The 24782-nt window shown below is 43.4% G+C and carries 23 protein-coding genes; 17 read left to right on the top strand and 6 right to left on the bottom strand.

Translation table 11 applies throughout. The annotated features are described in order from the left end of the window. The first annotated feature begins 207 nt into the window (after window positions 1–207). Both IGK14_RS15540 and IGK14_RS15535 read left to right on the top strand, forming a co-directional pair. Complete coding sequence (locus tag IGK14_RS15540; RefSeq protein WP_010748961.1) at window positions 208–2913, top strand: alpha-L-rhamnosidase; 2706 nt, start codon at window positions 208–210, stop codon at window positions 2911–2913. Then, window positions 2910–4076, top strand: a complete 1167-nt coding sequence (locus IGK14_RS15535) for an MFS transporter (protein ID WP_010748962.1) — start codon at window positions 2910–2912, stop codon at window positions 4074–4076. The genes IGK14_RS15540 and IGK14_RS15535 overlap by 4 nt, the downstream gene beginning before the upstream one ends. A gap of 20 nt (window positions 4077–4096) precedes the next feature. On the opposite strand, the gene IGK14_RS15530 is transcribed toward IGK14_RS15535, so the two are convergent. Next, the gene (locus IGK14_RS15530; RefSeq protein ID WP_010748963.1) at window positions 4097–5095 is read right to left on the bottom strand and encodes an AraC family transcriptional regulator; all 999 of its coding nucleotides are present in this window, start codon (window positions 5093–5095) and stop codon (window positions 4097–4099) included. A gap of 69 nt (window positions 5096–5164) precedes the next feature. Here IGK14_RS15530 and IGK14_RS15525 point away from each other — a divergent pair, with 69 nt between their 5' ends. The 6 genes from IGK14_RS15525 to IGK14_RS15500 all read left to right on the top strand — a co-directional run bounded on the left by IGK14_RS15525 (window position 5165) and on the right by IGK14_RS15500 (window position 12402). Further along, window positions 5165–6091, top strand: coding sequence for an ROK family protein (locus IGK14_RS15525; RefSeq protein ID WP_010748964.1), 927 nt, complete (start codon window positions 5165–5167; stop codon window positions 6089–6091). A 245-nt stretch (window positions 6092–6336) separates the two neighbouring features. Further along, a complete protein-coding gene (locus tag IGK14_RS15520; RefSeq protein ID WP_005230651.1) occupies window positions 6337–6777 on the top strand; it encodes a MarR family winged helix-turn-helix transcriptional regulator in 441 nt (146 codons plus the stop codon). Then, window positions 6774–8210, top strand: a complete 1437-nt coding sequence (locus IGK14_RS15515) for an MDR family MFS transporter (protein WP_438712582.1) — start codon at window positions 6774–6776, stop codon at window positions 8208–8210. Before IGK14_RS15520 ends, IGK14_RS15515 begins: the two co-directional genes overlap by 4 nt. Window positions 8211–8366: 156 nt before the next feature. Then, the gene (gene rarD, locus IGK14_RS15510) at window positions 8367–9272 is read left to right on the top strand and encodes an EamA family transporter RarD (RefSeq protein WP_010748966.1); all 906 of its coding nucleotides are present in this window, start codon (window positions 8367–8369) and stop codon (window positions 9270–9272) included. 278 nt (window positions 9273–9550) lie between these two features. Then, the gene (gene licT / locus IGK14_RS15505) at window positions 9551–10393 is read left to right on the top strand and encodes a BglG family transcription antiterminator LicT (RefSeq protein WP_010748967.1); all 843 of its coding nucleotides are present in this window, start codon (window positions 9551–9553) and stop codon (window positions 10391–10393) included. Between the two features lie 137 nt (window positions 10394–10530). Further along, entirely contained in the window at window positions 10531–12402 is a 1872-nt protein-coding gene (locus tag IGK14_RS15500) for a beta-glucoside-specific PTS transporter subunit IIABC (protein ID WP_010748968.1), read from the top strand. 187 nt (window positions 12403–12589) lie between these two features. Here the strand turns inward: IGK14_RS15500 and IGK14_RS15495 are convergent, their stop codons facing one another. Then, window positions 12590–13261 carry a cyclic nucleotide-binding domain-containing protein gene (locus tag IGK14_RS15495; protein WP_005230657.1) on the bottom strand — a complete coding sequence of 224 codons (672 nt, stop codon included), beginning with the start codon at window positions 13259–13261 and terminating at the stop codon, window positions 12590–12592. Window positions 13262–13457: 196 nt separating this feature from the next. Between IGK14_RS15495 and IGK14_RS15490 the strand changes: the two genes are divergently transcribed. The 5 genes from IGK14_RS15490 (at window position 13458) to IGK14_RS15470 (ending at window position 17689) form a co-directional block, all read left to right on the top strand. Continuing rightward, window positions 13458–14390: a phosphate/phosphite/phosphonate ABC transporter substrate-binding protein gene (locus IGK14_RS15490; protein WP_010748969.1), complete on the top strand. Its 933-nt coding sequence runs from the start codon at window positions 13458–13460 to the stop codon at window positions 14388–14390. A 160-nt stretch (window positions 14391–14550) separates the two neighbouring features. After that, entirely contained in the window at window positions 14551–15342 is a 792-nt protein-coding gene (gene phnC / locus IGK14_RS15485) for a phosphonate ABC transporter ATP-binding protein (RefSeq protein WP_010748970.1), read from the top strand. Next, window positions 15314–16093, top strand: a complete 780-nt coding sequence (gene phnE / locus IGK14_RS15480) for a phosphonate ABC transporter, permease protein PhnE (RefSeq protein ID WP_010748971.1) — start codon at window positions 15314–15316, stop codon at window positions 16091–16093. The genes phnC and phnE (IGK14_RS15480) overlap by 29 nt, the downstream gene beginning before the upstream one ends. Then, window positions 16090–16872, top strand: coding sequence for a phosphonate ABC transporter, permease protein PhnE (gene phnE / locus IGK14_RS15475; protein ID WP_010748972.1), 783 nt, complete (start codon window positions 16090–16092; stop codon window positions 16870–16872). Before phnE (IGK14_RS15480) ends, phnE (IGK14_RS15475) begins: the two co-directional genes overlap by 4 nt. A gap of 4 nt (window positions 16873–16876) precedes the next feature. Next, a complete protein-coding gene (locus IGK14_RS15470) occupies window positions 16877–17689 on the top strand; it encodes a metallophosphoesterase family protein (RefSeq protein WP_010748973.1) in 813 nt (270 codons plus the stop codon). Window positions 17690–17758: 69 nt separating this feature from the next. Here the strand turns inward: IGK14_RS15470 and IGK14_RS15465 are convergent, their stop codons facing one another. Together IGK14_RS15465 and IGK14_RS15460 are read right to left on the bottom strand one after the other, a co-directional pair. Continuing rightward, the gene (locus IGK14_RS15465) at window positions 17759–18235 is read right to left on the bottom strand and encodes an ImmA/IrrE family metallo-endopeptidase (RefSeq protein ID WP_010748974.1); all 477 of its coding nucleotides are present in this window, start codon (window positions 18233–18235) and stop codon (window positions 17759–17761) included. A 5-nt stretch (window positions 18236–18240) separates the two neighbouring features. Next, window positions 18241–18573 (bottom strand): helix-turn-helix domain-containing protein, encoded by a 333-nt coding sequence (locus IGK14_RS15460; protein WP_010748975.1) that lies wholly within the window; start codon window positions 18571–18573, stop codon window positions 18241–18243. A 162-nt stretch (window positions 18574–18735) separates the two neighbouring features. Here IGK14_RS15460 and IGK14_RS15455 point away from each other — a divergent pair, with 162 nt between their 5' ends. Together IGK14_RS15455 and IGK14_RS15450 are read left to right on the top strand one after the other, a co-directional pair. Further along, window positions 18736–19101, top strand: coding sequence for a hypothetical protein (locus tag IGK14_RS15455; protein WP_008380201.1), 366 nt, complete (start codon window positions 18736–18738; stop codon window positions 19099–19101). 117 nt (window positions 19102–19218) lie between these two features. Next, the gene (locus IGK14_RS15450; RefSeq protein WP_010748976.1) at window positions 19219–20655 is read left to right on the top strand and encodes an IS1182 family transposase; all 1437 of its coding nucleotides are present in this window, start codon (window positions 19219–19221) and stop codon (window positions 20653–20655) included. 50 nt (window positions 20656–20705) lie between these two features. Here IGK14_RS15450 and IGK14_RS15445 read toward each other — a convergent pair whose 3' ends face one another. Further along, entirely contained in the window at window positions 20706–22457 is a 1752-nt protein-coding gene (locus IGK14_RS15445) for an ABC transporter ATP-binding protein (protein ID WP_010748990.1), read from the bottom strand. 59 nt (window positions 22458–22516) lie between these two features. Beyond that, entirely contained in the window at window positions 22517–23371 is an 855-nt protein-coding gene (locus IGK14_RS15440) for a MarR family transcriptional regulator (RefSeq protein WP_010748989.1), read from the bottom strand. 201 nt (window positions 23372–23572) lie between these two features. Between IGK14_RS15440 and IGK14_RS15435 the strand changes: the two genes are divergently transcribed. Further along, a complete protein-coding gene (locus tag IGK14_RS15435) occupies window positions 23573–24178 on the top strand; it encodes an NADPH-dependent FMN reductase (RefSeq protein WP_010748988.1) in 606 nt (201 codons plus the stop codon). 36 nt (window positions 24179–24214) lie between these two features. Then, window positions 24215–24736: an NADPH-dependent FMN reductase gene (locus IGK14_RS15430; RefSeq protein WP_010748987.1), complete on the top strand. Its 522-nt coding sequence runs from the start codon at window positions 24215–24217 to the stop codon at window positions 24734–24736. The last annotated feature ends 46 nt before the right edge of the window (window positions 24737–24782 follow it).

The raw sequence follows: 24782 nt of genomic DNA, 5'->3' as shown, positions 1-24782 counted from the left end.
GAACGGGTGATTATTAATAAATGTAAACATAATAAAGCAGTTCCCTTTTTCTTTTATTCGAAAAATGGGACTGCTTTTTTGTTTTTGCATTGATCGATAGTGAAGCAACTATGTTTCTTATCTGTAGATAGTTCAATTAATATCGGTGAAAAGTGAATTGTATCCGTTTTCTATCTTGCTTAAAATAAGAAAAAAAGGAGGAATTCCATGAATATCAGGAAGATAATAATCAATCACTTAGACGCACCAATTGGTGTTGGCGGAGAACAAGTAAGTTTTTCGTGGCAAATCGATTCGGAAGATAGGAATATTAAACAAAAACGGTATGATTTGCAACTATCATTAGACAATGAGTTTAAAACGGTTATCTGGCATCACAATGAGTGGAGCGAGCAATCAACGAATATCCCATATAAAGGCCCCAAGCTGGCTTCTCGACAAACCTATCATGTACGGGTAAAAAGTCTGGCGAGCACTGGACAAGAAAGTGATTGGGGAGTAACTCATTTTGAGACAGGCTTGCTTGAAGCAGGTGATTGGCAAGCCGATTGGGTGACAACAAAATGTCCCATTGTTGAACAAGGGAAAATAAAACCGTTTACAGGTGCTTACAAGTTTACGATTCAACAAGAAGTTGTGAAAGCCAGAATTTATCTCAGTGCTCTGGGTATCTATTTTGCAGAATTAAATCAAATGAAAATTGGGGATGATTATTTTACTCCAGGCTGGACAGACTATAACGATCGTATTCAATATCAAGTTTATGACATCACTTCGCAGTTGCAGCGCCAAAACGAAGTGCAAATAACCGTTGCGGAAGGATGGTATAGCGGCTATCTTGGTTGGGAGAAAAAGAAAGACACTTATGGAAACTTTAATGCATTTATTGCTCAGATTGAACTGACTTATGCAGATGGATCCACCGAAATAATCGGTAGTGATGAAACGTGGCAGGAGTATAGCAATCAATGGCTTTTTGCTGATTTATACAATGGCGAGGAGCAAAATCTTCTTCTAGAAAGAAAGTATAACGGTCATTTGAAAGCGATCTCTTATTCAAAAAAACAATTAACCAATCAAGAAAATGAGCCAGTACGAAAGCAAGAGGAATTGACCCCGATTGATTTGTTCCGTGATCCTTCAGGGCGTCTGGTTTTAGACATGGGACAAAATATGGTGGGATGGGTGCGTTTTACGATTAAAGGAGAAAAGAACCAAGTCGTTCGTTTGATACACGGAGAGGTGTTAGATCGAGACGGTAATTTTTATCGTGGCAATATACGGGATGCCCAACAAACAGATACGTATACATTAGACGGTTCTGTTCAAACGATCGAGCCGATGTTCACCTTTCATGGCTTCCGTTATGTTCATTTAGAAAACTTTCCTGAAGGCATCAAAAAAGAAGATTTCTCAGGTGTGGTTTTACATTCTGACATGCCAAAGACTGGCCTTTTCGAGACCTCTGATGCAGCAATTAACCAACTACAGCACAATATTCTTTGGGGACAAAAAGGAAATTTTTTAGATGTCCCTACCGATTGCCCGCAAAGAGATGAACGGCTAGGCTGGACTGCTGATGCACAAATTTTCTTTCCTACGGCTAGTTTTAATATGGATACGTATCAATTCTTTTATAAGTGGTTGAAAGATTTACGATTTTCTCAAATGAAAGATGGCTCAGTTCCCTTCGTTGTTCCAGATGTCTTAAAAGGAGTCTTTGCAGATAATGCTGCAAGAACAACCGCAGCTTGGGGGGATGCTGCAACGATTGTACCGTGGGAAATGTACCAACGATACGGGGATCGCCAAATCTTAGAAGAAAGCTTTGACAGTATGAAAGCTTGGGTGGATTACATCCGAGGACAAGGGCCTGAAGAAGCGCTGTGGAATACGGGATTGCAACTTGGGGACTGGTTAGCGCTGGATGCAGAAGAAGGCAGTTTTTTTGGCGCAACGGATGAAACACTCGTTGCTACTTGTTATTTTGCTTATTCTACCAGAATCGTTGCAAACACTGCTCGCATATTAGGGAAGTATCAAGAATACAAGATTTATGATGAGCTGTATCGCACAGTCAAAACGAAAATAGGAGAAACTTATGTTACAGATAATGGGTTAACTAGCGATACTCAAACAGCCCATATTCTTATCCTGATGTTCGAACTTTATCCAGAAGGGCAAAAGCTTTCTATTGTCAATCGACTAGTAGAATTGATTGAACAAAAAGATCGGCACCTCGATACAGGCTTTATTGGGAGTCCCTATATCTGCCACGTTCTCTCGGAAAATGGTCATTTAGATTTAGCCTACCAGTTACTTTTTAACAAAGATCTTCCCTCATGGTTGTACCAAGTAGAAAAAGGAGCGACAACGGTTTGGGAGCATTGGGATGGAATCAAAAATGACGGAACGTTTTGGGATGATGGGATGAATTCGTTTAACCATTATGCATATGGATCGATTGGTAATTGGATGTATGAAATAATCGCCGGCATTAAGATAAAAGCTCCGGGTTATCAGCAATCAATTATTGCTCCTAAATTATCTCAGCACTTAACACATTGCAATGCTTCATTAGAAACGATGTTTGGTTCCTTGTGTAGTAGTTGGAAACGAAACGAAGAGACTTATGAACTAACGGTTGTAGTACCTGCTAATACAGAAGCAGAGATCGTTTTACCATCAGTAGCTGATCAAGAAAACGTGCGAAGAGAAATCAGTGAAACCTGGCAGCCAAAGCGATTTGGTCACAGATCAGGTCGCACAGTCGTTGATATCGGCATTGCGAAATATGTGGAACATGAAGCAGAGTATCCATCGGTACAAGAAGGACCAAATGATCTCACAGTCTTCGTGGGATCAGGCACCTATCATATACGTTATGAATTAGAAAGGAAAGAAAATAAATGACGAAAAAACGAGGTTTCCTATTTAAGTTAACGCTTTTGTCAATCTCTTTATTACTAACATCGGCGAATGCTATTTCCATGACAATTCCTATGATTCAAGCTAATTTTCCAGATATCAGCCAAACGACAATTGAATCTTTAGTGACCGTCCCCTCTTTTACCATGATGATTTTTGTCTTGTTAAGCGGTTTTATTTCATCAAAAATTGGAAGCAAGAAAACTGTTATGCTAGGCTTGTTGCTCTCTTTGGTTGGTGGTGTGTTTCCCCTATTTACCCAGAATTTTACGTTGATTTATCTGTCTCGCTTTATTTTTGGGGCAGGTCTAGGCTGTTACAACTCTTTAGCTGTAAGTTTAATCAACGATTTTTATGAAGGTGATGAAAAGCAAGCGCTGATTGGGTTTCAAAGCGCTGCCCAAAGTTTAGGATCAAGTTTTGCAACGTTTTTAGCAGGGATCCTTGCAACTGTCAATTGGCATTATGCTTTTGCCGTCTACTTATTGGCATTGCCTCTCTTGATCTTATTTCAGTTTGTTGTACCAGAGACTCAAGGAGCTTCTCAACAGACGAAAAAGACAAAACAACAGATCAATCTGCCAACGTTTTTTTATGCAGCTGGCCTCTTTGCGCTCTTGGCAATGGTAATGGTCGTCTTTACAAAAGTAGGCTCTTTGGTCAGCGAACAGCAGATGGCGCATGCTAATTTTCTAGGGACAGCACTCTCCTTAATGACGTTAGCAGGGTTTATTAGTGGCTTAGTGTACGGAAAGTTCTTTCAGATTTTTCGCCAATTTACCCCTGTGGTTGGTGGGGTAGTGGCAACGATCAGTTTCTTTTTGCTTTCGATGGCTACTAACATCTATGCAGTGACTAGTTATCTTGTGTTGATTGGATTTTGTTTATCTTTGTTCATTCCTTACATCTTTGGTGCTTTGCTGGGCGCTGCACCAAAAGGATCAGAAACATTAGCAGTTTCGGTGGGGATGGTCGGCTCGAATCTAGGGTCTTTTTCTTCCCCTTACATTAGCTCTTTTTTCGCTCGTATTTTTGGAAACACCACAGCAAGTTTTGCTTTAGGAATTGCTGGTGCTGGCTTTCTTATGTTAACGGTGATTTTCTTTGTGGATATTTTACGAAAAAGAAAGCAGGTAGCCAATAACTAAATGATTTTGCTGAACATACCCTAATGAGTTTTTCCATGGCTCCGCATACTTTTGGGAGTCATTTGAAACGCTCGTTTAAATTGCCGATAAAAATAGCTTGTGGAGTGAAAGCCTGCAGTAGCAGCAATTTCTTCTATTGAATAAGTCGAATGCAACAGTAGATCTTTCGCAACTAATAGCCTTTTTTGGAGGAGCGTCTCTTGGAAATTTTTCCCAGTTCCTTTTTTTAACGCGTTGCTGATATAGTTTGCATTGAAGTTGAAGACTTGACTAAGCTCGTTTAAGGACACACTTTGGTAGTGTTCATCAATATATTCAAGAACATCAAGCGCATTAAACTGACTGGTCTGATTTCTACTAACTTCGATCGTATAAAGCCGCATCAATTCTGAGAGGATCAGTTGTAAATATTGGCTAATAAAACGAAAATCGATGACTTCTGATCGCCAGTACTCTTGCAACAGTAATTGAACTTGTGTATGTAAGTGCGGCGTAGAGCTGGTATGAAAAAGTAGGAACTGATCATGTTGGGCTTGTTCATCAAATGCAGTAGCCAAAAAATTCCCGATCAAGCTATTATTACGTTCTAACTGTAGGCAAAATAATGAAGTAAAGGTTTGATCATTAATTAATATATTGATGAGTAAGTCGTCTTCTTTTAATGGATCGATAGAGTGGGGAACATCGCGATCTAACACACAAAAATCGCCTTCAGTTAGGAGTATTTTTTGACCTTTGATGTATTGGGTACATTCGCCACTATAAACATAATTTATTTCAATAAAGTCATGAATGTGTTCGATCATCGGACCAAAACGATTGTGCTTTGCAATATATACCTGATTTCCTTGGAAAAACGGGGCTTTGGGCAGTCGGAAATGACCTGTTGCAGAATCAAATAAATCGTTACCATTATCTGAAAGGTTCGGAATATTATTGATGCTCGTCCCTGTTTTTCGTTGTTCTTTTTCGTAGTCATTGATCTCTCTAAGGTAGGTTTCTAATTCTTGTTGATTCAAGAGCGATATCCTCCTATTAATTTAAAACATGGTATGTAATAAAAGTAGCAAGAGAAAGGAAAGATAGCAATGAAAACTTATTTGGCAATTGATATTGGCGGAACATATTTGAAATTCGCGCTAATCGATGCGTTTGGAAAAATGCAAGACGTCCAAAGAGAGAAAACGCCGCAAACCTTGTTCGGGTTAAAGCGATTGTTAGTATCGATCATAGCTGCACAAGGAGGAGATATTGCTGGTGTAGGAATTTGTTGCCCTGGTAAAATCGATCATACTCAAGGGATAATATTTAATGGAGGGGCATTACCGTTTCTACATGAATTTGCTATCTGTGATTTTATTGAAACAACATTTAATCTCCCTTGCTCAGTCTGCAATGATGGAAAGGCAGCAGCATTAGCTGAATTATGGTTGGGTAATCTAAAAGGAAAGAAGAATGCTGCAGCGATCGTTTTAGGAACAGGCGTTGGAGGTGGAATCATTTTAGATGGAGCGATTCTTCAGGGAGAGCATTTTCAGGCAGGGGAATTGAGTTTTTTGCCACGAACACCAGAATCTGGCGAAACAAAGAACCTCATGGGAGTTACGACTTCAGCTGTTCAATTTATTCAGCGTGCCGCAAAAGAATTAGGGTTACTAGATTTAGATGATGGAAAAGCTGTTTTTGAGGCATTAGAAATGGGGGATCCACGAATAAAAGAGCTCTTTAAAAATTATTGTCGAGAAGTTGTTCATATTATTTTGACGTTGCAAGCTGTGCTAGATATTGAAAAAGTAGTGATTGGTGGAGGTATTAGTCAGCAACCGCAATTGATCAGGGAAATTAAAGTTCTTTACCAGAATGTCAAGAAGCAGTCTTCTTTGGTTGAGGAAACCATCACTTCTGTTGTTATCGAAAAATGTAAATTTGGTAATGAAGCCAATCTTCTAGGGGCGCTTTATTTGCTGCAATTAAAAATAAACGAGAAACAAAAAGATGTGTTTAACAATGACTAACGAGTGGAACCAAAGGCCTACAGGAGGAAATGTTCTTTCCTGTAGGTGTTTTTCTATGGGCAATTGGTTGTGAAGGATGAATGAAACGTGGTCTGTCGCTTGTTCTTTTTTTGTTTTTGGTTGCTGTACCCGCTCTCATTGTCAATCCTTTCTTGACAATAGATAGGTACCTATGTAAAATGGAGAACGGACTTTTAACTAGGTACCTATCTAAATAGTGAAGAGGCGAAAGGAGCTGAAGGTCGATGGTTTCCGAACAAGAAATCGTGGAACGATTGTTTGAAGTGTATAAATTAAATCGGCGGTATGCGGAACAAAAATATGGGCGTTTTATGCCAGGTCGGGGACAGTTCAATTGCCTACTGGTATTGGACGAAAAAGGGACGTTGACCCAAAAAGATCTCGCCGCGTATTTAGCGATCCGTTCGACATCCACTGGCGAACTACTAAAGAAACTGGCTGAAAAAGGGCTGATCCAAAAAGAAGTCGATCCGAAAGATAAACGCAGCCATCTGATTTCGCTGACGGAAGCAGGCAAAGAAGAGGCACAGCGAATGAAAGAAAAACGCAGCAAGGCGCACCAAGAAATGCTGACCTATTTGACGGCAGAAGAAAAACAAGCCTTTGGTCAAGCCTTAGCAAAAATCGAACAGTTTTATCTTGAGAAGGAGGCGGACGTTGATTGAGTGAAACAGTCCAACGAACGGAACGTCAGCGGACGCTGATTTTTATTAATTTAATGATTACATGTATTGCCGTATCCATGTTGGCGACCGCCTTGACGACGGCTTTACCCGCCATCGTCATTGACCTGCAGATTTCCGTCACTACGGGCCAATGGCTGACAAGCGGTTATTCCTTGGCGATGGCGATCGTTATGCCCTTGACGGCATATCTTATGAATCGTGTGCCAACCAAAAAGCTGTATCTCGCTGCCTTAGGAATTGCGTTGGTGGGCTTGCTGCTCTGTGCTGCAGCGCCCAATTTTCTAGTCATGATGCTTGCTCGTATTTTGCAGGCCGTAGGCAATGGAATCTTGACCGCAATGGCGCAAGTGATCCTTTTATCGATCTATCCGATCAATCGTATCGGTGTCGTGATGGGCTGGTATGGACTCTCAATCACCGCGGCACCCGTGATTGCACCGACTCTTGCTGGGTTGATCGTAGACCGCTTGAACTGGCATGCGATTTTTTATATCGTTGCCGTGATTGTTTTGATTTCACTGATTTGGGCCATAAAGGTTTTTGATGATGTGTTGCCAGTAAGCAACAGCAAATTTGATCAGACCTCTTTTGTTTTGAGTGCCTTCGCTTTTGGTGGGATTACTTTAGGCTTTAGCAATATCGGCAGCTATGGCTTTTTCAGCTTACCCGTTTTAGGAACCTTAGGGCTCGGTTTGGTAGCAGGGATCTTCTTTGTCTTCCGTCAGTTAAGAGCGGAAACTCCATTTTTGGATCTGCGGGTCTTAAAAACAAAAGAGTATGCCATCAGTGTCTTTGGCAGTATCATGCTTTACTTGGTCTTGATGGGTTCGGCGATGCTGATGCCGCTATACGTGCAGTCGATTTTAGGCAAATCAGCGACGATCTCGGGATTAGTCGTTTTGCCAGGCTCTCTGGTCTCGGCTTTCTTAAGTCCCGTGGCTGGGCGAATCTATGACAAAGTCGGCATCCGTCTGTTGACGCTTTTTGGCGGCGGCTCACTGGTCTTGAGCAACATCGGCATGTATTTTATCCATATGCACACGGGTATTTGGGTAGCAGTGGTTTTGAACATGCTGCGCTGTGCCGCCACAGGCTGTTTGTTGATGCCCTTCGTGACGTGGGGAAATAAAAATATTCCGCCGCAGTTGACGGCGCATGGAACAGCATTATTGACTTCTTTGCGAACGGTGGCAGGCGCCATCGGGACAGCATTATTTGTCGGGATCATGAATAGTGTGGCGCAAAACAGCACGACCTTAACGGGGACGAGTGCACTGCTTCATGGGATGAATGTTTCTTTCTTATTGATGACGATCGCTTCTGGTCTGCTGTTTGCAACGGGGCTATTTTTGATTCGTGATCAGAAACCAGAAGCCGTGTGGCTGGAAGGTGCGGAAGAACCGCTGGAATAAAGAGGGGCACCTTTCTTTGAATGGTGCTTTTCTTGATTTATTTCATGAAACTCTATGAAAAACCAAAAAATTCGATATAATAAGATAACTTATGGTTTAGGAGGAGTATTTTTTTTCAGGAAAGACTTGCTTTAATGGAAAAAAATCAGGGAGAAAATGAAGAATAAAGGCGTTTATTTTGGGTTGTCTGCCTATGTCTTGTGGGGCTTGGTCACACTATATTGGAAAATAATCGTTGGGGTTTCCCCGTTAGCAACGATGTGCTACCGAATCGTGTGGTCCTTTGTTTTTATGGTGCTGTTTATTTTGCTTTCCGGGAAGAAAACGCAATTTTTACAAGAAGCGCGTCTGCTGTGGAAGAACAAAGCATTTGCTGGACTGATCGTTTTAGCGTCTGTGCTGATTTCCATCAACTGGTTCACCTTTATCTTCGCGGTGAGTGCGGGCCACGTGATGCAAGCCAGCTTAGGCTATTATATCAATCCGCTTGTCAATGTCTTGTTAGCGACCGTTTTTTTGAAGGAACGTCTTAGTCGTACTGGCATGCTGGCGTGTCTGCTGGCAAGTATCGGGGTGATCTTATTATCGATCCAAACAGGAACGATTCCTTATGCCTCACTGATCATGGCCTTTTCCTTTAGTACGTATGGCTTGATCAAAAAAAGAATCCCCATTAGTTCGGTTACTGGGTTAACGATCGAAACGATGGTGATTTTCCCCTTTGCCCTCGTGTATATTTTAGGATTTTCAACCGTCGGCTTTATGAACTATCCCTTGCAAACCAATCTCTTATTGATGGGTGCTGGGATCGTGACGGCTATTCCGCTGTTACTGTTTGCGGAAGCGGCGAAAAATGTTTCTTACATTACGCTTGGGTTTATTCAATACGTCAACCCGACGATCATGCTTTTGTTGGCCATCTTTTTGTTTCACGAAACCTATTCACTGGCCCAATTTTCCGCCTTTGCGTTTATTTGGCTGGGGATCGCGGTCTTCACCTATGGTACGTTAGGCACGGCGATGAAAGAGCGGCGCATGGGACAGCAAAGAAAGCAACTCTGATAGATCAGGAATGGCTGCAACTGGGCCGTTCCTTTTTTGATTAAAAAACAACTCAATTTAGATAGTGAAGGATGTTGCAAGGAGAATTGTTCAATGGTATAACAAAGGAAAAGCACGTTGCAGAAATTCTGATTGAAAAGGGTTGCATCTGCCACAGGGGTGTGTTATTATTCTTTCAGTTACAAGGATTGTTACTGTTCGGCAGGCAAAACCAGAATTGACCGTAGCGCGCTAATGGGGAGATTCTAGGTTTTTTTATTTTGGAGTGAGGGAAAACGATGGTTATTGGGAAAATATTAAATAATAATGTCGTCATCTCGACCAATGATGCCGGTCAGGAAGTGATCTATATGGGCCGCGGCATTGCGTTTAAGAAAAAAGTCGGCGATCCAGTGGATGAAGCCTTTGTCGAAAAAGAATTTGTGTTAAAGGATACCTTTACTGCAAATCAGTTTCAGCAATTGTTTTCAGACATTCCTGTGGAAGAAGTCGAAGCCGTCAAGCAAGTGGTGGATGATGCAGAAGCATCCTTGGGGATCGAGCTGTCGCCAAATATTTATTTGACACTGACCGACCATATCCATTATGCGCTGGTTCGGGCACGTGAAGGCATTGAGCTGCCGAATCCATTGTTGTTTGAGACCCGCAAATTTTATCCGAAAGAGTATGCGGTTGCAGCAGATGCCGTTGCTTATTTTGAAAAAGTCTTCGGGATTACATTGCCAGAATCGGAAATTGGCTTTATCGCCTTTCATATCGTCAATAGCGAACAAGCCAATGGCACGATGGAAACCACGATGCAAGCGGTAGAAATCGTACGTGATGTACTGGCGATCATCAGTCGTTTTTATGGACGGGTCTTTAACCCAGATTCCTTGAATTATCAACGGATCACCACGCATTTGCAGTATTTTGCGCAGCGTTATTTAAGCGATGAACTTTCAGGGGGAAAAGATGAGTTTTTATTTGCCCTTGTGCAATCGAAGTACCCTAAAGCGTTTCAAACGGTCCAACGGATCAACGAGTACTTGATCAAAACCTACGACAAATCGATCGGTGAATCAGAAATGATCTACTTAACGATCCACATCGAACGTGTCGTCAATGATCAAACCAATTAACATTCAATCATTAACGGATTGTTACTGTCAGGCAGGCAATACCCAGATTGAAAAGACAACAGTCAGCGAGGAAAAGACTCGTTGGACGGTCGTTTTTTCAATCTGGGTTTTTTTATTAAAAAAGGAGTGTTGAAAAAATGAGTTCAAATAAAGAAATTGCAGTTCGCGTCCTCGATGCGGTGGGCGGCAAAGAAAATGTCAACAGCGTGGTGCATTGTGCGACCCGCTTGCGTTTCAAATTAAAAGATGAGAACAAAGCGGATACGGCACGCTTGAATCAAGACGACGATGTGATCCAAGTCGTTCAAAGCGGCGGACAATACCAAGTGGTGATCGGCAGTCATGTCAGCGACGTTTACCGTGAATTGAATGGAGTAGCGAACTTCGATGGCGAAGCAGACAGCAAAGGCGACAAAGGCAATTTGTTGAATCAACTGGTGGATATTATTTCGTCGATCTTTACGCCGTTTTTAGGCGCAATGGCAGGTGCCGGGGTCTTAAAAGGATTCTTGACGCTGGCAGTAACCTTGAATTGGTTAGCAGCTGATTCTGGGGTCCACACCGTATTGTATGCGATTGCTGATGGGTTATTTACCTATTTACCAGTGATGTTGGCTTTTACTGCAGCGAAGAAATTTCGTACCAATGAATTTCTAGCGGTTTCCTTAGCGATGGCGTTGGTTCATCCAGACATTACCGCTTTGGCTGGGCAAACGTTGAGTTTCTTAGGCCTTCCGGTCATTATTGGTGCGAGTGCTTATACGTCTTCCGTCATTCCGATTATTTTAGCGGTCTTTTTACAAAGCTATGTGGAGCGTTTCTTTAAAAAAGTCATTCCTAGCTTCTTACAGATCATCTGTGTGCCTTTAGCGGTCTTCTTGATCATGGCGCCATTGACCTTTATTGTCGTCGGTCCACTAGGAACGATTTTAGGAAACTTGTTAGGTAGTGCTTATGACAGCATTTACCACTTTAGCCCACTGATCGCTGGCGCTGTCATGGGTGGTTTATGGCAAGTCTTTGTGATGTTTGGCATGCACTGGGGCTTCGTACCGATCATCATGTTGAATCTCAGTCAAACCGGTGTCGATACGATGGTGCCGATGCTGTTGCCAGCTGTCCTTTCTCAAGGGGGTGCAGCGCTAGCAGTGTTCTTTATGACAAAAAATGTGAAATTGAAAGGGTTGGCCCTTTCTTCAACGATCACCTCAATTTTTGGGATCACAGAACCGACGGTGTACGGGGTGACCTTACCTCTGAAAAAACCATTTATCGCCGCGTGTATCAGTGGTGCCATCGGGGGAGCCTTCATCGGCTTCAGCCAAGTCGAAAACTATACCTTTGGGTTAGTCAGCTTACTAAGCCTGCCTTCTTTTATCCCACAAGATACGAAAGATCTAAGTGGTCTGATCGCAGCTTCGATCGGAACGGCTATCGCTTTTGGCGCCGCGTTTGTCTTGACCTTCTTCTTACGTTTTGAAGATCAGCCAGCAACCGATGCCAGTGTAACACCAGCGAAAGAGCCAGCAGCACCCACAGAGAGTTCGTCTAAAGAACGAGTGATCCTCAGCAGTCCGTTAGAAGGCAAAGTGGTTCCCTTAGCAGAAGTCAAAGACCAAGTCTTTTCTTCGGGTGCATTAGGAAAAGGCATCGCCATCGAACCGACCGTCGGGGCTTTATATGCGCCAGCAGATGGCACCATCACGACGCTCTTTCCTACTGGCCATGCCGTTGGTTTGACCACCACGGATGGAGCAGAAGTCTTGATGCATATTGGTATGGATACTGTGGAACTAGACGGCAAAGGCTTTGAGGTCTTTGTTAAACAAGACGATCAAGTCAAACGCGGCGATTTGTTAGTGAAGTTTGATCTAGATACGATCAAAGCAGCTGGCTTATCCACGATCACACCGATCGTTGTGACGAACACCCCGCAATATTTAGATGTGATGGATATGAACCAAACCGATGTCTTGCAAGGAGAAGACTTCTTAGCCATCGTAAAATAAGCAAAAGAAACCCGATCCTCGACTGAATATCAGCAAGGATCGGGTTTTTTGTAAGAAAATAAGGCGCAGTTGCCCTTCTCGCTTGCCTTATTTGGTGGCAAACGCTTGTCACAGCGCGAGTTAAGGGCAAGACCAACATCAGGAACGCCTACTCAGGGAAAACCCGAACATTCTTGGAAACTGCTCCTTACACATGGCTTAAATTTTCGGCAAGCGACTCTAAAGCGGGGAAATCGAGAATCGCATAGCCCTGTTTTTGTTTTTCGATCAGCTTGTCTTCTCGAAAGCTGGTAAAGGTTCGCAGCAGGTGGCGATAGCTGACATTCAAGATCGCCGCACAGGTGGTCAACTGAAAGGAAAAGTGTTGATTTTCTTGATGCGCAAGAATAAATTTGGCCAACCGTGTCTCTACAGGTTCCGTCAATGAATTCGCTAAGTTGATCCCCGAATTCAAGCGGGAACTGAGCAACTGACAGATGGTTTGCAAAAAGCGGACGTCTTGTTGCAAGGTGTTGCGGTAGCGATTCAAAGGGATGCAGACACAGACGCAAGCAGAAGCGGCTTTGACACTGCTTTTCGGCAAGAGTTCCCATAAAGAGGAAGCTTCTCCTAATGGTGCAGCTGGCTTGGCGTAATCAATACAAATCGTTTGGGTATCCGAAGAGAAGGAATAGACCATCACGGTTCCTTCTACGAGAAAATACAAGTATTCAGAAGGCGTACCCGTTCGAATCAAGTGCTCTTCTTTTTCAAAGGAATGCAAAGTGGCCATCGCTAACAAATCATTGTCCATATAAGATTGCAGATCGTATGTGTCAATGTAATTACTGAGGCGTGCGGTATCATCGATTTTTTTCATGGAAATCAGCCACTCCTGAATGGTTTTCTTTAAGTATAGCTTAGTTCCCCTTTTGACTCAACACGAACGATAAATAAAATCTAATGTAAATTGTATGTAAAAATAAGGTAAAATAGGACATATGTCACTTCATTTTGACGGGATACTTGGTATGATTTGAATGTAAGAAAGCTTCAAACCATTAGGAGGAGAAAAAATGCCATTGAAACGAATTGTTAAAGGAATGTTAGGAATTGCGTTAGTTGCCGCATTGACCGGCTGTGGGAATGGGAGCAGCAGCAGCGACAGCAGTGCCGCAGCCGAAAAAGAAAAGCTGGTGGTACAATTCGTACCGACCAATAATGACGGCTCGATGCAAGCCAAAGCAAAACCGTTTGCTGAGTATTTATCAAAAAAATTAGACCGTGAAGTAGAAGTAACGTTAGCAACGGATTATTCGACGATCGTAGAAGCGATGGCTTCTGGACAAGTTGATTTAGGGATCATGCCGCCAGCCGCTTATGTTCAAGCCAAAGACATGGATGCAGCTGAAGCGATTTTGACTTCTCAATTAGGTGCTTATGATCCAGAGACGGGCTTGCCATTAGAAGGGGAAAAAACCAATACCTTCAAAGGGGAAATCTTGGTCCGTGCGGATAGCGATATGACAGAATTAACGGACTTAAAAGGGAAAAAAATCGCCACATTGAGTCCAAACTCTGCCAGCGGCTATATTTACCCAGTTGCCGAGTTGAAAGATGCAGGAGTTGATCCAACGACGGATGCTACATTAACGACGGTGAATGATATTCCAAGTGAGATCACTGCAGTCTTGAATGGTCAGATGGACGCCGCCTTTGTGTTCCAAGGGGCACGAAATGTCTTTGCGTCAAGCTTCCCAGACAACGACTTATTCAAAGACCTAAAAGTCCTTTACTTAACCGAAGGGGACATCCCGAATGACGCCATTGCCGTTCAACCGACGATGGATGCTGAACTAAAAGAGCAGATCAAAGAAGTGTTCTTGAATATGGCAGACGATGAAGAAGGCGCCGAAGCAATGAGCTTGTGGGGACACCAAGGGTATGAAGAAGCAGCTGATTCTGCTTACGATACCATTCGCGACTATACTAAACGAGCAGCAGAGTAAAAAATCAGGGATTGCGGTAGAAGGATAACGGGACACGGAGATGTGCAGCGATTTACTAGGGGAATAGGTGGAATACGCAGTACCAGTGCATTTTTTAGTGAAATAGACCGTGACCGATTGGGGAAACTTTGCCGCGGTCCCTACATAATGGAGAAAACAGATGATAACTTTTGAGAATGTATCCAAAGTCTACCCAAATGGGGTCAAAGGATTACAGAACATAGATGTAACGATTGAGCAAGGTGAATTTGTGGCCATCATTGGCTTGAGCGGTGCTGGTAAGAGTACCTTTTTGCGCTCGATAAATCGCTTAGTGCCAATCACTGAAGGAGATATCCGGATAGACGGCAAATCAGTCACGAAAGCCAATAAAAAAGAATTGCGCTTGATTCGTCGACAAATCGGATTGATCTCGCAAAGCTTCAATTTGGTCAAACGCAGTACCGTTCAAAAAAATGTTTTGTCTGGGCGCTTGGGGTATTACGGGACCTGGAAAAGTATTTTAGGGTTGTTTACGAAAGAAGACTACGAAAGAACGAAAGAAGCGCTAGCGACTGTCGGCTTGTCAGACAAACTGCAAACGAGAAGCGACCAGTTGAGTGGGGGGCAACAGCAGCGGGTATCCATCGCCCGTGCCTTGGTCCAACAAGCGCCGGTGATTTTAGCAGATGAACCTGTGGCATCACTAGATCCCATCACGACAGAGAAAGTGATGGAGGATCTGAAGAAGATCAATCAAGAAATGGGCAAAACGATTGTCATCAATCTGCATTCGATTCCCTTGGCTCGTCAGTATGCGACAAGGATCATTGCCTTAAAAGCAGGTGCGATCGTTTTTGACGGCAACGCAGCCGCTTTGACAGATCAGCGTTTAGAACAAATCTATGGCAAAGCAATTTTTGAAGAAAAGGCAGGAGAAATCGATGAAACTGAAAGAAACAGTTCATTTTAATTGGTACAAACACCTGCTGCTGGTTCTTTTATTGCTGCTCTTTTTTCAAAGTAGTGCCTGGATCACAGGGGCTGATTTTGCACAAGTGTGGTCGAATCGCAGCCAGATGACGGCTTTCATGGCTCGCTTTTTGCACCCAGACTTTAGTTATCTACCGCAACTGATGATGCCCTTGATCAAGACATTGCAGATGTCCTTTTTAGGCACCGTTTTAGGAGTAGTCGCAGCGATACCGGTGAGTCTGTTGGCGACAACAGTCGTGACAGAAAGCCGTTGGGTCTCGGTGCCGATGCGTTTTCTCTTAGGTCTGGTGCGGACGATCCCCAATCTATTGTTGGCGGCATTGTTCGTAGCTATTTTTGGAATCGGTGAAGCCACTGGTGTTTTGACCATCGCGGTCTTTACCTTTGGTATGGTTTCACAGTTGATGTTCCAAGCGATCGAAACCATTGATTTTGCGCCGATCGAAGCAGCAGCGGCGGTAGGAGCGAATAAATTTCAAGTGACCGTTTGGGCGATCATTCCCCAAGTCATCAGCCAGTTTGCCAGCTATACTTTTTATGCCTTTGAAGTCAATGTTCGAGCTTCGACGGTGTTAGGGTATGTGGGTGCTGGCGGGATTGGGGTCATCTTGAACGCCTCATTGGCATTGTTGAATTATGAGCGGGTCTCGATCATTATCTTGACGATTTTGCTGACGGTAGCGATCGTTGATTTTCTCAGTGAGCGGGTAAGGAGGTCTTTCCTATGATGATCAGAGAAGTGAAGAAAACGACTTGGCTGTTATGGGGGCTCTTTGCTGTCTTACTAGTTTTATCCGCTGCGACGCTGGATTATTCTGGATTAAGCACCTTTTCCTTAGCGATGGGAAGAGATGTCTTGCAAGGGCTGAGTCAGCCAGACTGGTCCTTCTTTTATGACGGCAGTGGGGAAGATCTGTGGAGCTTGTTGTTACTGACGATCGGGATCGCTTGTCTAGGAACGATGATTGCAACAGTCTGCGCGATTCCAGTGACCTTGCTGAGTGCCGCCAACCTATGGACCTCGACACCCTGGGTCGCAAAAATCGGCAAAATGATCTGCAATATCTTGCGGGCATTTCCCGAGCTGGTTTATGCGATTATTTTTGTCCGTGTGGTAGGTCCAGGACCTTTTGCTGGAGTTATGGCGATCGGTGTCCACCAGATCGGTATGCTGGGCAAGTTGTTTACCGAAGAAATGGAAGCCATGGATGAGCGCTTGACGGAAGAGATGCAAGCAGTCGGTGCCAATTTTTGGCAGACGATGTTTTTCGTGCGGGTCCCTTACTTAGCACCCATCTATAGTTCCTTTGCATTGAATCATTTTGAAATTGCGGTCCGCAGTGCGGCAACATTAGGGTTAGTCGGTGCTGGCGGGATCGGTGCACCATTGATTTTTGCTATTCAAACCAGAACCTGGAGCAAGGTAAGTATTATTTTGTTGGGCGTCGTTGTGACCGTCTTCTTATTAGACCAGTTGACTGGAATCATCAGAAAGAAATTGAGATAAACCTATGAATGTATTGCATATATCAGATATCCATTTTCGAGAAAGTTACCTGCCTTGTGAAGAAGGGTATCAAGGAATGCTGGCAGCCATGCAAAATCCTTTGATTCCTCTTGAAGAGTGTATCCAAGATGCCAAGGCGCGAGCAGCGATCGATTTGGTGGTGATCAGCGGCGATTTGACCGAAGATGGCGCGCCTGCCGATTATGCCTCTTTGAAGCAATATTTAGAAAAAGCCTTTGGCTCAGTGCCCATCGTAGTAACGCTAGGCAATCATGATATCAAACGGCATTTTCGCCAAGGCTGGCAAGGCAAGTCAGTAGAAACCGCCAGTGATACACCTTTTAATCAAGTCTATGAAACGGAGACATTGGCGATCGTGACTTTCGATAATTCCTGCTATGGCTATGCCGACGGTATCGTAGATGAGCGACAGTTTGAATGGCTGCAAGCCACGCTGGCACAGCTCAAAGAGAAAAAGATCGTTTTTGTGACACACCATCATTTGTTGCCCGACCAAGCAAGCACGCCGGCATGGGCCGGTGCCAATCGTTTGGTGGCATTATTGCAGCAGTATCAAATCTCTTGTATTCTCAGTGGACATACCCATCATGCGTTTACGGGAACGATCGCAGGGATTCCTTACTATACTGTGGCAAGTATGTCGTTTGTCGGGGAAGATGAAGGCGATGGGATGGTCCGTTTTGAAGAACGCTATGGATACAATTTGTATCGTTTCGAGGAAGGTGCATTGGTTCATCAATCCTCAGAAAACTATCGACCGAACCGTGTATTGATGCGGGTCAACATGCAAGGATAAAAAACAGACGTTCCGTCAACGCTGCCTTTAGCAGCAGGAAAGGAACGTCTGTTTTTGTGTGAAAAAGGCTTAACTTTGATTGCCAAAGGTTTTGACAACTTCAATCGTGCCGTCGATATGAAAAAACAAGGTATAATTTTCTTCGGTTTTGATGCCATCAAAACGGCGGGCATAATACGTGACCGCGTCTTTGAAGGTTTGTGGGGGAACCCCTAAAAAATCAGCGCATGCCGCCAATGTTTTGCAGCCTTCTTCAAAACAAGCGATGATATCATAGGGCGTGACCACGATCGCAGAACCAATGTCGCGGGCTTTGCGTTCTTGTTTGCGTTTTTCGTTGGTGTCTTGGGCGGTAATGTCGCCAGCACTGGTCAGATAATGACCGATTTCTTCACCGATGGTGCTCAAGAGGTCTTCTTGTGATTGGTCAGGGTTCAAGTAAATATGGTGATCGATGTACAATCCTTGCTGACCATCAGGCATATTTTTATCGAAAATAAAGTGCAAGTCTGGGTAGGCGGCCATCAGTTCTTCTACTTTATCCATTTCCATCATTCCTTTTGGGCGTGCCGCTGTTTTATAAATTCAATATAGCTGAGGATATCTTCCATCTGCTCATCGGTGACGTCATCATCAATATGGGCCGCAACGGTTTGAACTTTTGCAGAGGGCTGCGTAAAGCCTGACGGGACTTGTCTGCCTAATAAAAAATCGGTGGATACTTGAAAAATCTCCGCAAGTTTGACGATGGTCTCGCCATCGGGTTCGTTACGATCATTTTCGAAATGCGAATACGCTGCGCGGGTGATTCCCAGCTGATCTGCGATCTGCTGTTGGGTTTGATTGGTTCGTAGTCTGAGTGTTCTTAGCCGTTCGCCAAGCATGAGTGATCGCCTCCTTTTTTGTAGTATAGCACGTTAGATATAATTTGTATCTATTTTTGTATTATTTGATATAAAAAATATCACATCAGTTGACGATACGAATCGTATCTTTTATACTGGAAACAGATGATATGAATCGTATCAAAAGAAGGGGGGAGGATCATGGATACATCGATCGTAACAGTTGTCTTGCCGTCACTCATTACTGGTGTACTTACCTATTTGGCTACCCGAGTATCCAGCAAAGCGAATTTGGAACAAACGAATATCGAAAATGCCCAGAAGCTTTACCTAAAATATGAACAGATCAATCAAGAATTGACCCATAAAATCGATCAGTTGGAAGAAGAAGTCCAAAAGACCGCCAAAACCTACCAAGAAGAAGTCTTAGTTTATCAAGGAAAGCTTGCTACTGCCCAAAGCGAAAGGGATTTTTTGCGGGCAGAAAACCAGGTGCTGAAAGAATTACAGCGAGGGAATCAAGTGCCTGTGGCGCGTGAAGAGAAGCAACATTCAGCCGTTGGCTAATAAAAAAAACTGCTTATCCGTCAATAAGCAGTTCAGACTGTAGACAAAGTACTAGTTTTTAGTGCTTTGTCTTTTTTTATCCGTTAAAATAAGAGTATCAATTGGAGGTGTATCCAGATGCTCTCAAAACAAGATATGAGTAAACGCGCACAAATCGGTTTCTTTTCTCTTGAAGACTTGGTCCCACAGGACCATTTATTGCGGCAAATAGATCAATGTATTGATTTCTCCTTTATTTATGAATTGGTTAAAGAGAAATACGATGAAATCCAAGGACGTCCTAGCTTGGATCCTATTCTTCTAATTAAATTACCAATGATTCAATATCTATTTGGTATTAAAAGTATGAGACAAACAATAAAAGAAATAGAAGTGAATATCGCTTATCGCTGGTTTTTAGGTTTGAGTTTAGAAGATCCCGTTCCTCATTTTTCAACATTTGGTAAAAACTATACGCGACGGTTCAAAGGAACAGATCTCTTTGAAAAAATTTTTTATGAAATTCTAGAACAATGTATCGCTGAAGGTATCGTAGATACTTCCGAAGTATTTATTGATAGTACGCATATTAAAGCACATGCGAATCGTAACAAAAAAGAATCTGTCGAAGTAATGGAACAAGCTGTTTTTTATACAGATAAGCTGACAAAAGAAATCACCAAGAATCGAGAAAAACATTTAAAAAAGCCCTTAAAAGAAACAAACGCAGAAAGTAAAACTTCCTTGAAAAAAAGAAGTACGACTGATCCTGAAAGTGGTTGGTTTCATAAAGGTGAACACAAAGAAGTTTTTGCCTATAGCTCACAAGTGGCGTGTGATAAACATGGATGGATATTAGGTTATACTACACACCCAGGGAACTTTCATGACAGTCGTACGTTTGTTTCTTTATTTAACAAGCTCAAAGGAGCTTTTCCCCTAGAAAAATTAATTATGGATGCTGGGTATAAGACACCAGCAATTGCACATTTACTACTCGAACATAAATTGACCCCAATTTTCCCATACAAACGTCCTATGACTAAAAAAGGCTATTTCAAGAAACATGAATATGTTTATGACGATTACTATAATTGTTATATCTGTCCCAATAATAAAATACTCTCTTATGCCACTACCAATCGCAAAGGATATATCGAATACAAAAGCAATCCAAAGGATTGTAAAAATTGTCCTTTCTTGTCTAAGTGTACCAACTCAAAAAATCATATCAAAGTAATCACTAGACACATTTGGGCTGAAGCTATAGAGACCTGTGAAGAGATACGCCATCAAAGTTGGTTCAAAGAACTTTATAAAAAGAGAAAAGAAACCATTGAACGAATTTTTGGGACAGCAAAAGAATTTCATGGGTTACGTTATACCAATCAAATAGGAATTGAAAAAATGCACATGAAAATTGGGCTTACTTTTGCGTGTCTTAATATGAAAAAGCTAGCAAAAATAAAAAGGATCAGAGCGCAAAAGAGACGTTTTCCTAAAGGAAAACTGCCTAATCTATCGATTATCCATAGAATATTACATAGAAAAAAGACAAACCTCATGTTTGTATAAGGTTTGTCTACAGTCTGAACTGCTTATCCGTCAATAAGCAGTTTTTTCGATTAGTTGATCATTTGTTCATTGACATAGGCAGCATAAAGCGGGTGGTTGTTGATTAATTGTGCATGGGTACCTTGACCGGTAATGGTGCCTTTTTCTATAAAGTAGATTTGGTCGGCATCCACGATGGTCGATAAGCGATGAGCGATCACTAATGTCGTACGTCCTTCCATCAGATGATCCAACGCCCGCTGGACTTTTTCTTCTGACTGAGAATCTAGGCTGGCAGTCGCTTCATCCAGCATCAGCAGCTTGGGATCCCGCAAGAATGCTCGAGCGATGGCGATCCGTTGTTTTTGACCACCAGATAGTTTGACGCCGCGTTCACCGATTTGTGTTTCTAGTTTTTCGGGGAACTCTTGGACGAACTGATCGGCATAAGCCAATGCCAGTCCTTGCCACAATTCCTCCTCTGACAGTGTTCGGTCCAATCCGTATTGCAAGTTTTCCCGAATCGTACCAGCAAAGACCGCACTGTCTTGGGAAACATAGCCGATCTGTGCCCGCCAGTTTTGCAGATCAATATCAGCTATCGGCTGATCTCCAATCAGCAAGCGCCCTCTGGTGGGCTCATAAAAGCGTTCCAGTAAAGCAAAAATCGTGGATTTTCCGCCGCCGCTTGGTCCTGCAAAAGCAATCACGGTGTTGGGTTTGGCTTCAAAAGAAATGTTTTGCAAAATCGGCCGTTTGGGAACGTAACTGAAATCGATTTGTTCTGCTCGTAAGACTGCTCCATCGATGGCGGCTTTGGGTGCTGCTTGAATTGGTTCTAGCGGCGTATCCAAAATTTCTTGGATCCGTTCCGTAGCACCCATCGCTTTTTGGACTTGTGAAAAGAACATTGCAAACGTCGTTACAGGCGCAATAATATTAAAGAGATACAGTAGAAAAGCGATCAATGCGCCGCTCGTCAAGGTGCCGGCTTGCACACGGATCGCGCCATAACCGAGAATTCCTACGAGTAAGCCCAGCATGGCCGTCGTCATGATTGGCTGCAAAATCGCACTGACTTTCGCATCCTTGACCCCGAGGGTAAAAATTGCCCCAATGTTGCGCCGACCGTTTTCTTGTTCACTGGCTTCTCCGTTGCTGGCTTTGATCAAACGGATCTCTGAGAGTTTTTCGCTGGCATCCGCATTGAAATCGGCGGTCGCTGCTTGCAACTGGCGTCCTAGTTTTGACATGATCTTGCCGATTGGCCACATGATCAAGGTGATCAAAGGCACCGCACTGAACATGATCGCAGCCATCTTCCAGTCCATCAAAAACAAGATGATCATCGAACCGACCAATTGGATCAAGCCAGTGACAAAGCTGGGAAATTGCGAGGTGACTAGCTCTTTGATCACGGAAGTATCATTGACGAGTCGCGAACTGCTTTCCCCCGACTTGTGGTCATCAAAATAGCTGACTGGCAAATGCAGCAGATGTTTCCAAAGACGTTCCCGCAACGTTTTCACAGCACTTTCTCCCACATAGCGCAAGAGAAAGCCGCCTAAAGTCCCTACGCCTAATTGCAGCACAAAGGCTAGGATCAAAACGACCAGCATGGAGGTGCTGAACGTGGGGGTGCCGCTGGCATCGACTAGCGTTTTCGTCAGCTGCGGCACGACCAAACTGGCGGCACTTGTGATCAGGCTAAAGAGCATCCCTAAAAGAAACAAGCCTTTCTTAGGATTGACACTGACGATCAGGTGGATAAAGTCTTTCATTTTAAATTTGTTTTTGTTCACTGTTGGTGTCGTTGTTTCCATTCGTTTTCCTCCGCAGCAAGCAAGATGGCTCACTGCTTTTTCTTTTTAATTAGGTGTTATTAGAAATCCTGCCAATCCTCCTCGGCTGCTTCGTCTTTAGAAGCGGAAGTCGGTCTTGCTTTGCGGTCTTGTCCAAACCCGTAGGCATCAAAAAAGTTGCCTTTTACCCATGTGTACCGTGGATCATTCGCCTCGCTATTATCAAACGGCCCAAACGGCCCAAACGGCTCAAATGGTCGATTGCCAACCATGCCGCGATGTCCAGGAAACGGCATTTGCCGCATGGCTTCCTCGATCTGTTTTTTCATTTTGCGTCGCTCATCAACGCCCATTTCTTGCCAAGTATCTTTCATTTGTTGCCTCATTTTTCGGCGCTCGTCATTCGACATTTCCTGCCAATTTCCGCCCCATTGCTTCACCATTTCTTCCCGAATCTCTTGCATGGCTTGCAAACGATCCATTGGGTCAATAAAGCGTTGTGCCTGCTGTTGGAAGTCCGTCTCCCACCCAGCGGCAATGTTTTCAAGCAGACGAGCAAATTCGGTTTGTTCCTCCTCTGAGAGCCCTGCAAAAAACGACTGACTGCTGGTGGCTTCTTTTTGTGCCAGTAATTTTTCTGCTTTTTTTCGGCCAGTTTCTGTCAGGTAGATTCGTTTGATCCGTTTGTCAGCAGCATCTTCTTTGCGCTGAATATCGCCACTATTTTCCATTTTCTTCAATAGTTCCGCTAGAGAGCTTGGCCGTAGGTCTAAGACTTCTGCAAGATAACTTTGCACCAAGCCGTCTTCTAAATTTAAAACGGCCAGGACACGTTGCTGTCCCGAAAGGCGCTGGTTGTTTTGACTCATAAAGGCATTGCTGGCTTCGCTGATAAAACGAAGCTGTTTCATTAAGTGGTCGGTCATTGTACTCATGGTGTACACTCCTTTTGGTTTATCGTTCGGTACCTAACGATATCGATGAGTTGATTATAGTTCGGTACCGAACGAATGTCAATAAGAAGCAGCTGAGAGTTTTTTCTAACAAAAAGTAAGCAGAATGATTGACTTACTAAAAGTAAGTTTGGTATGCTGAGTCCATCGTTAAAGAAACCACAACAAAAGGAGTACAAAAGAATGGTCTTTGGATTTGGGAAAAAAGAACAAATAATTGAAAAAGAAGTAATTAAAGAGGTGTATCGCACCCCTGAAAAGAAAAAAGCGCAAAAAATCGGGATCATCGTTGGCAGTACGAGAGAAGGCCGCGTGAGTCCGCAAGTAGCCAATTATGTTTTACAAACAGCACGCGCGCATAGCGACCGCTCGTTTGAAATCATTGATATCAAAGACTATGACTTGCCATTTATGGGTACAGGTGAAGTGAACCAAGCGTGGAACGAAAAAATCGCTGAGTTAGACGGCTACCTCTTCATCGTACAAGAATACAATCATGGCATATCAGCTTCCTTGAAAAATGCGTTGGACAGCGCTCGAGAGGAATGGTTCAACAAAGCAGCAGCGATCGTCAGCTATGGTTCGGCAGGAGGGATTCGTGCCGCTGAGCAAGTTCGCTTGATTTTGGCGGAACAAAAAGTAGCCACGGTGCGCACCAATCCTGCCTTCAACTTATTTACTGATTTTGAAAACTTTGCCACCTTTACCCCTGGCGAGCATATGACTGCAGGAATGAACGACATGTTGACGGAATTATTGGACTGGGCAGACACATTTGCCAATCGTTAAAAAAACAAACGAAAACAATCTTAGGAGGAACCTATCATGAAATTTGGTATTATTTTAGGCAGTACAAGAGAAGGACGCGTAAGTCCGCAAGTCGGAGCATATATTCAAGAAATTGCTAATCAACGGTCAGAGCATCAGTTTGAGATCGTTGATGTAAAGGCATTTGATCTACCGTTTATGGGAACAGCTGAGCCAAACCTGGCATGGAACAAAAAAATTTCTGAATTAGATGGCTATATCTTCATCGTGCAAGAATACAACCACGGTTTTGCAGCTTCCTTGAAAAATGCCGTAGATTCTGCTCGGGAAGAATGGTTTGATAAAGCTGCTGGGATCGTCAGCTACGGTTCTGGCGGTGGGATTCGGGCCGCTGAACAATTGCGCAACGTATTAGCTGAACAAAAAGTTGCCACCGTGCGGACCAACCCAGCCTTCAACTTATTTACTGATTTTGAAAGTTTCAGTACCTTCAAACCCGGTGCGCACATGGCGGCGGGTGTCAATGATATGCTAGATGAATTGTTGTTGTGGTCAAAAGCTTTTGCAACGATCCGCTGATCTGTTTTTAAGACACAATCATTTATAAGCGATCCTTTGCTGTTTC

This window comes from Enterococcus sp. DIV0970a (assembly GCF_051711265.1).
In the GTDB taxonomy this organism is placed as follows: Bacteria; Bacillota; Bacilli; order Lactobacillales; family Enterococcaceae; genus Enterococcus_D; species Enterococcus_D casseliflavus.
The sequence above is the reverse complement of the archived record's forward strand: the minus strand, read 5'-3'. Positions and strand labels throughout refer to the sequence as shown.

Coding starts and splice junctions, on each gene's coding strand:
- IGK14_RS15540 (WP_010748961.1), top strand. CDS start 208: ATGAATATCAGGAAGATAATAATCAATCACTTAGACGCACCAATTGGT.
- IGK14_RS15535 (WP_010748962.1), top strand. CDS start 2,910: ATGACGAAAAAACGAGGTTTCCTATTTAAGTTAACGCTTTTGTCAATC.
- IGK14_RS15525 (WP_010748964.1), top strand. CDS start 5,165: ATGAAAACTTATTTGGCAATTGATATTGGCGGAACATATTTGAAATTC.
- IGK14_RS15520 (WP_005230651.1), top strand. CDS start 6,337: ATGGTTTCCGAACAAGAAATCGTGGAACGATTGTTTGAAGTGTATAAA.
- rarD (WP_010748966.1), top strand. CDS start 8,367: ATGAAGAATAAAGGCGTTTATTTTGGGTTGTCTGCCTATGTCTTGTGG.
- licT (WP_010748967.1), top strand. CDS start 9,551: ATGGTTATTGGGAAAATATTAAATAATAATGTCGTCATCTCGACCAAT.
- IGK14_RS15500 (WP_010748968.1), top strand. CDS start 10,531: ATGAGTTCAAATAAAGAAATTGCAGTTCGCGTCCTCGATGCGGTGGGC.
- IGK14_RS15495 (WP_005230657.1), bottom strand. CDS start 13,261: ATGAAAAAAATCGATGATACCGCACGCCTCAGTAATTACATTGACACA.
- IGK14_RS15490 (WP_010748969.1), top strand. CDS start 13,458: ATGCCATTGAAACGAATTGTTAAAGGAATGTTAGGAATTGCGTTAGTT.
- phnC (WP_010748970.1), top strand. CDS start 14,551: ATGATAACTTTTGAGAATGTATCCAAAGTCTACCCAAATGGGGTCAAA.
- phnE (WP_010748971.1), top strand. CDS start 15,314: ATGAAACTGAAAGAAACAGTTCATTTTAATTGGTACAAACACCTGCTG.
- phnE (WP_010748972.1), top strand. CDS start 16,090: ATGATGATCAGAGAAGTGAAGAAAACGACTTGGCTGTTATGGGGGCTC.
- IGK14_RS15470 (WP_010748973.1), top strand. CDS start 16,877: ATGAATGTATTGCATATATCAGATATCCATTTTCGAGAAAGTTACCTG.
- IGK14_RS15465 (WP_010748974.1), bottom strand. CDS start 18,235: ATGGATAAAGTAGAAGAACTGATGGCCGCCTACCCAGACTTGCACTTT.
- IGK14_RS15460 (WP_010748975.1), bottom strand. CDS start 18,573: ATGCTTGGCGAACGGCTAAGAACACTCAGACTACGAACCAATCAAACC.
- IGK14_RS15455 (WP_008380201.1), top strand. CDS start 18,736: ATGGATACATCGATCGTAACAGTTGTCTTGCCGTCACTCATTACTGGT.
- IGK14_RS15450 (WP_010748976.1), top strand. CDS start 19,219: ATGCTCTCAAAACAAGATATGAGTAAACGCGCACAAATCGGTTTCTTT.
- IGK14_RS15445 (WP_010748990.1), bottom strand. CDS start 22,457: ATGGAAACAACGACACCAACAGTGAACAAAAACAAATTTAAAATGAAA.
- IGK14_RS15440 (WP_010748989.1), bottom strand. CDS start 23,371: ATGAGTACAATGACCGACCACTTAATGAAACAGCTTCGTTTTATCAGC.
- IGK14_RS15435 (WP_010748988.1), top strand. CDS start 23,573: ATGGTCTTTGGATTTGGGAAAAAAGAACAAATAATTGAAAAAGAAGTA.
- IGK14_RS15430 (WP_010748987.1), top strand. CDS start 24,215: ATGAAATTTGGTATTATTTTAGGCAGTACAAGAGAAGGACGCGTAAGT.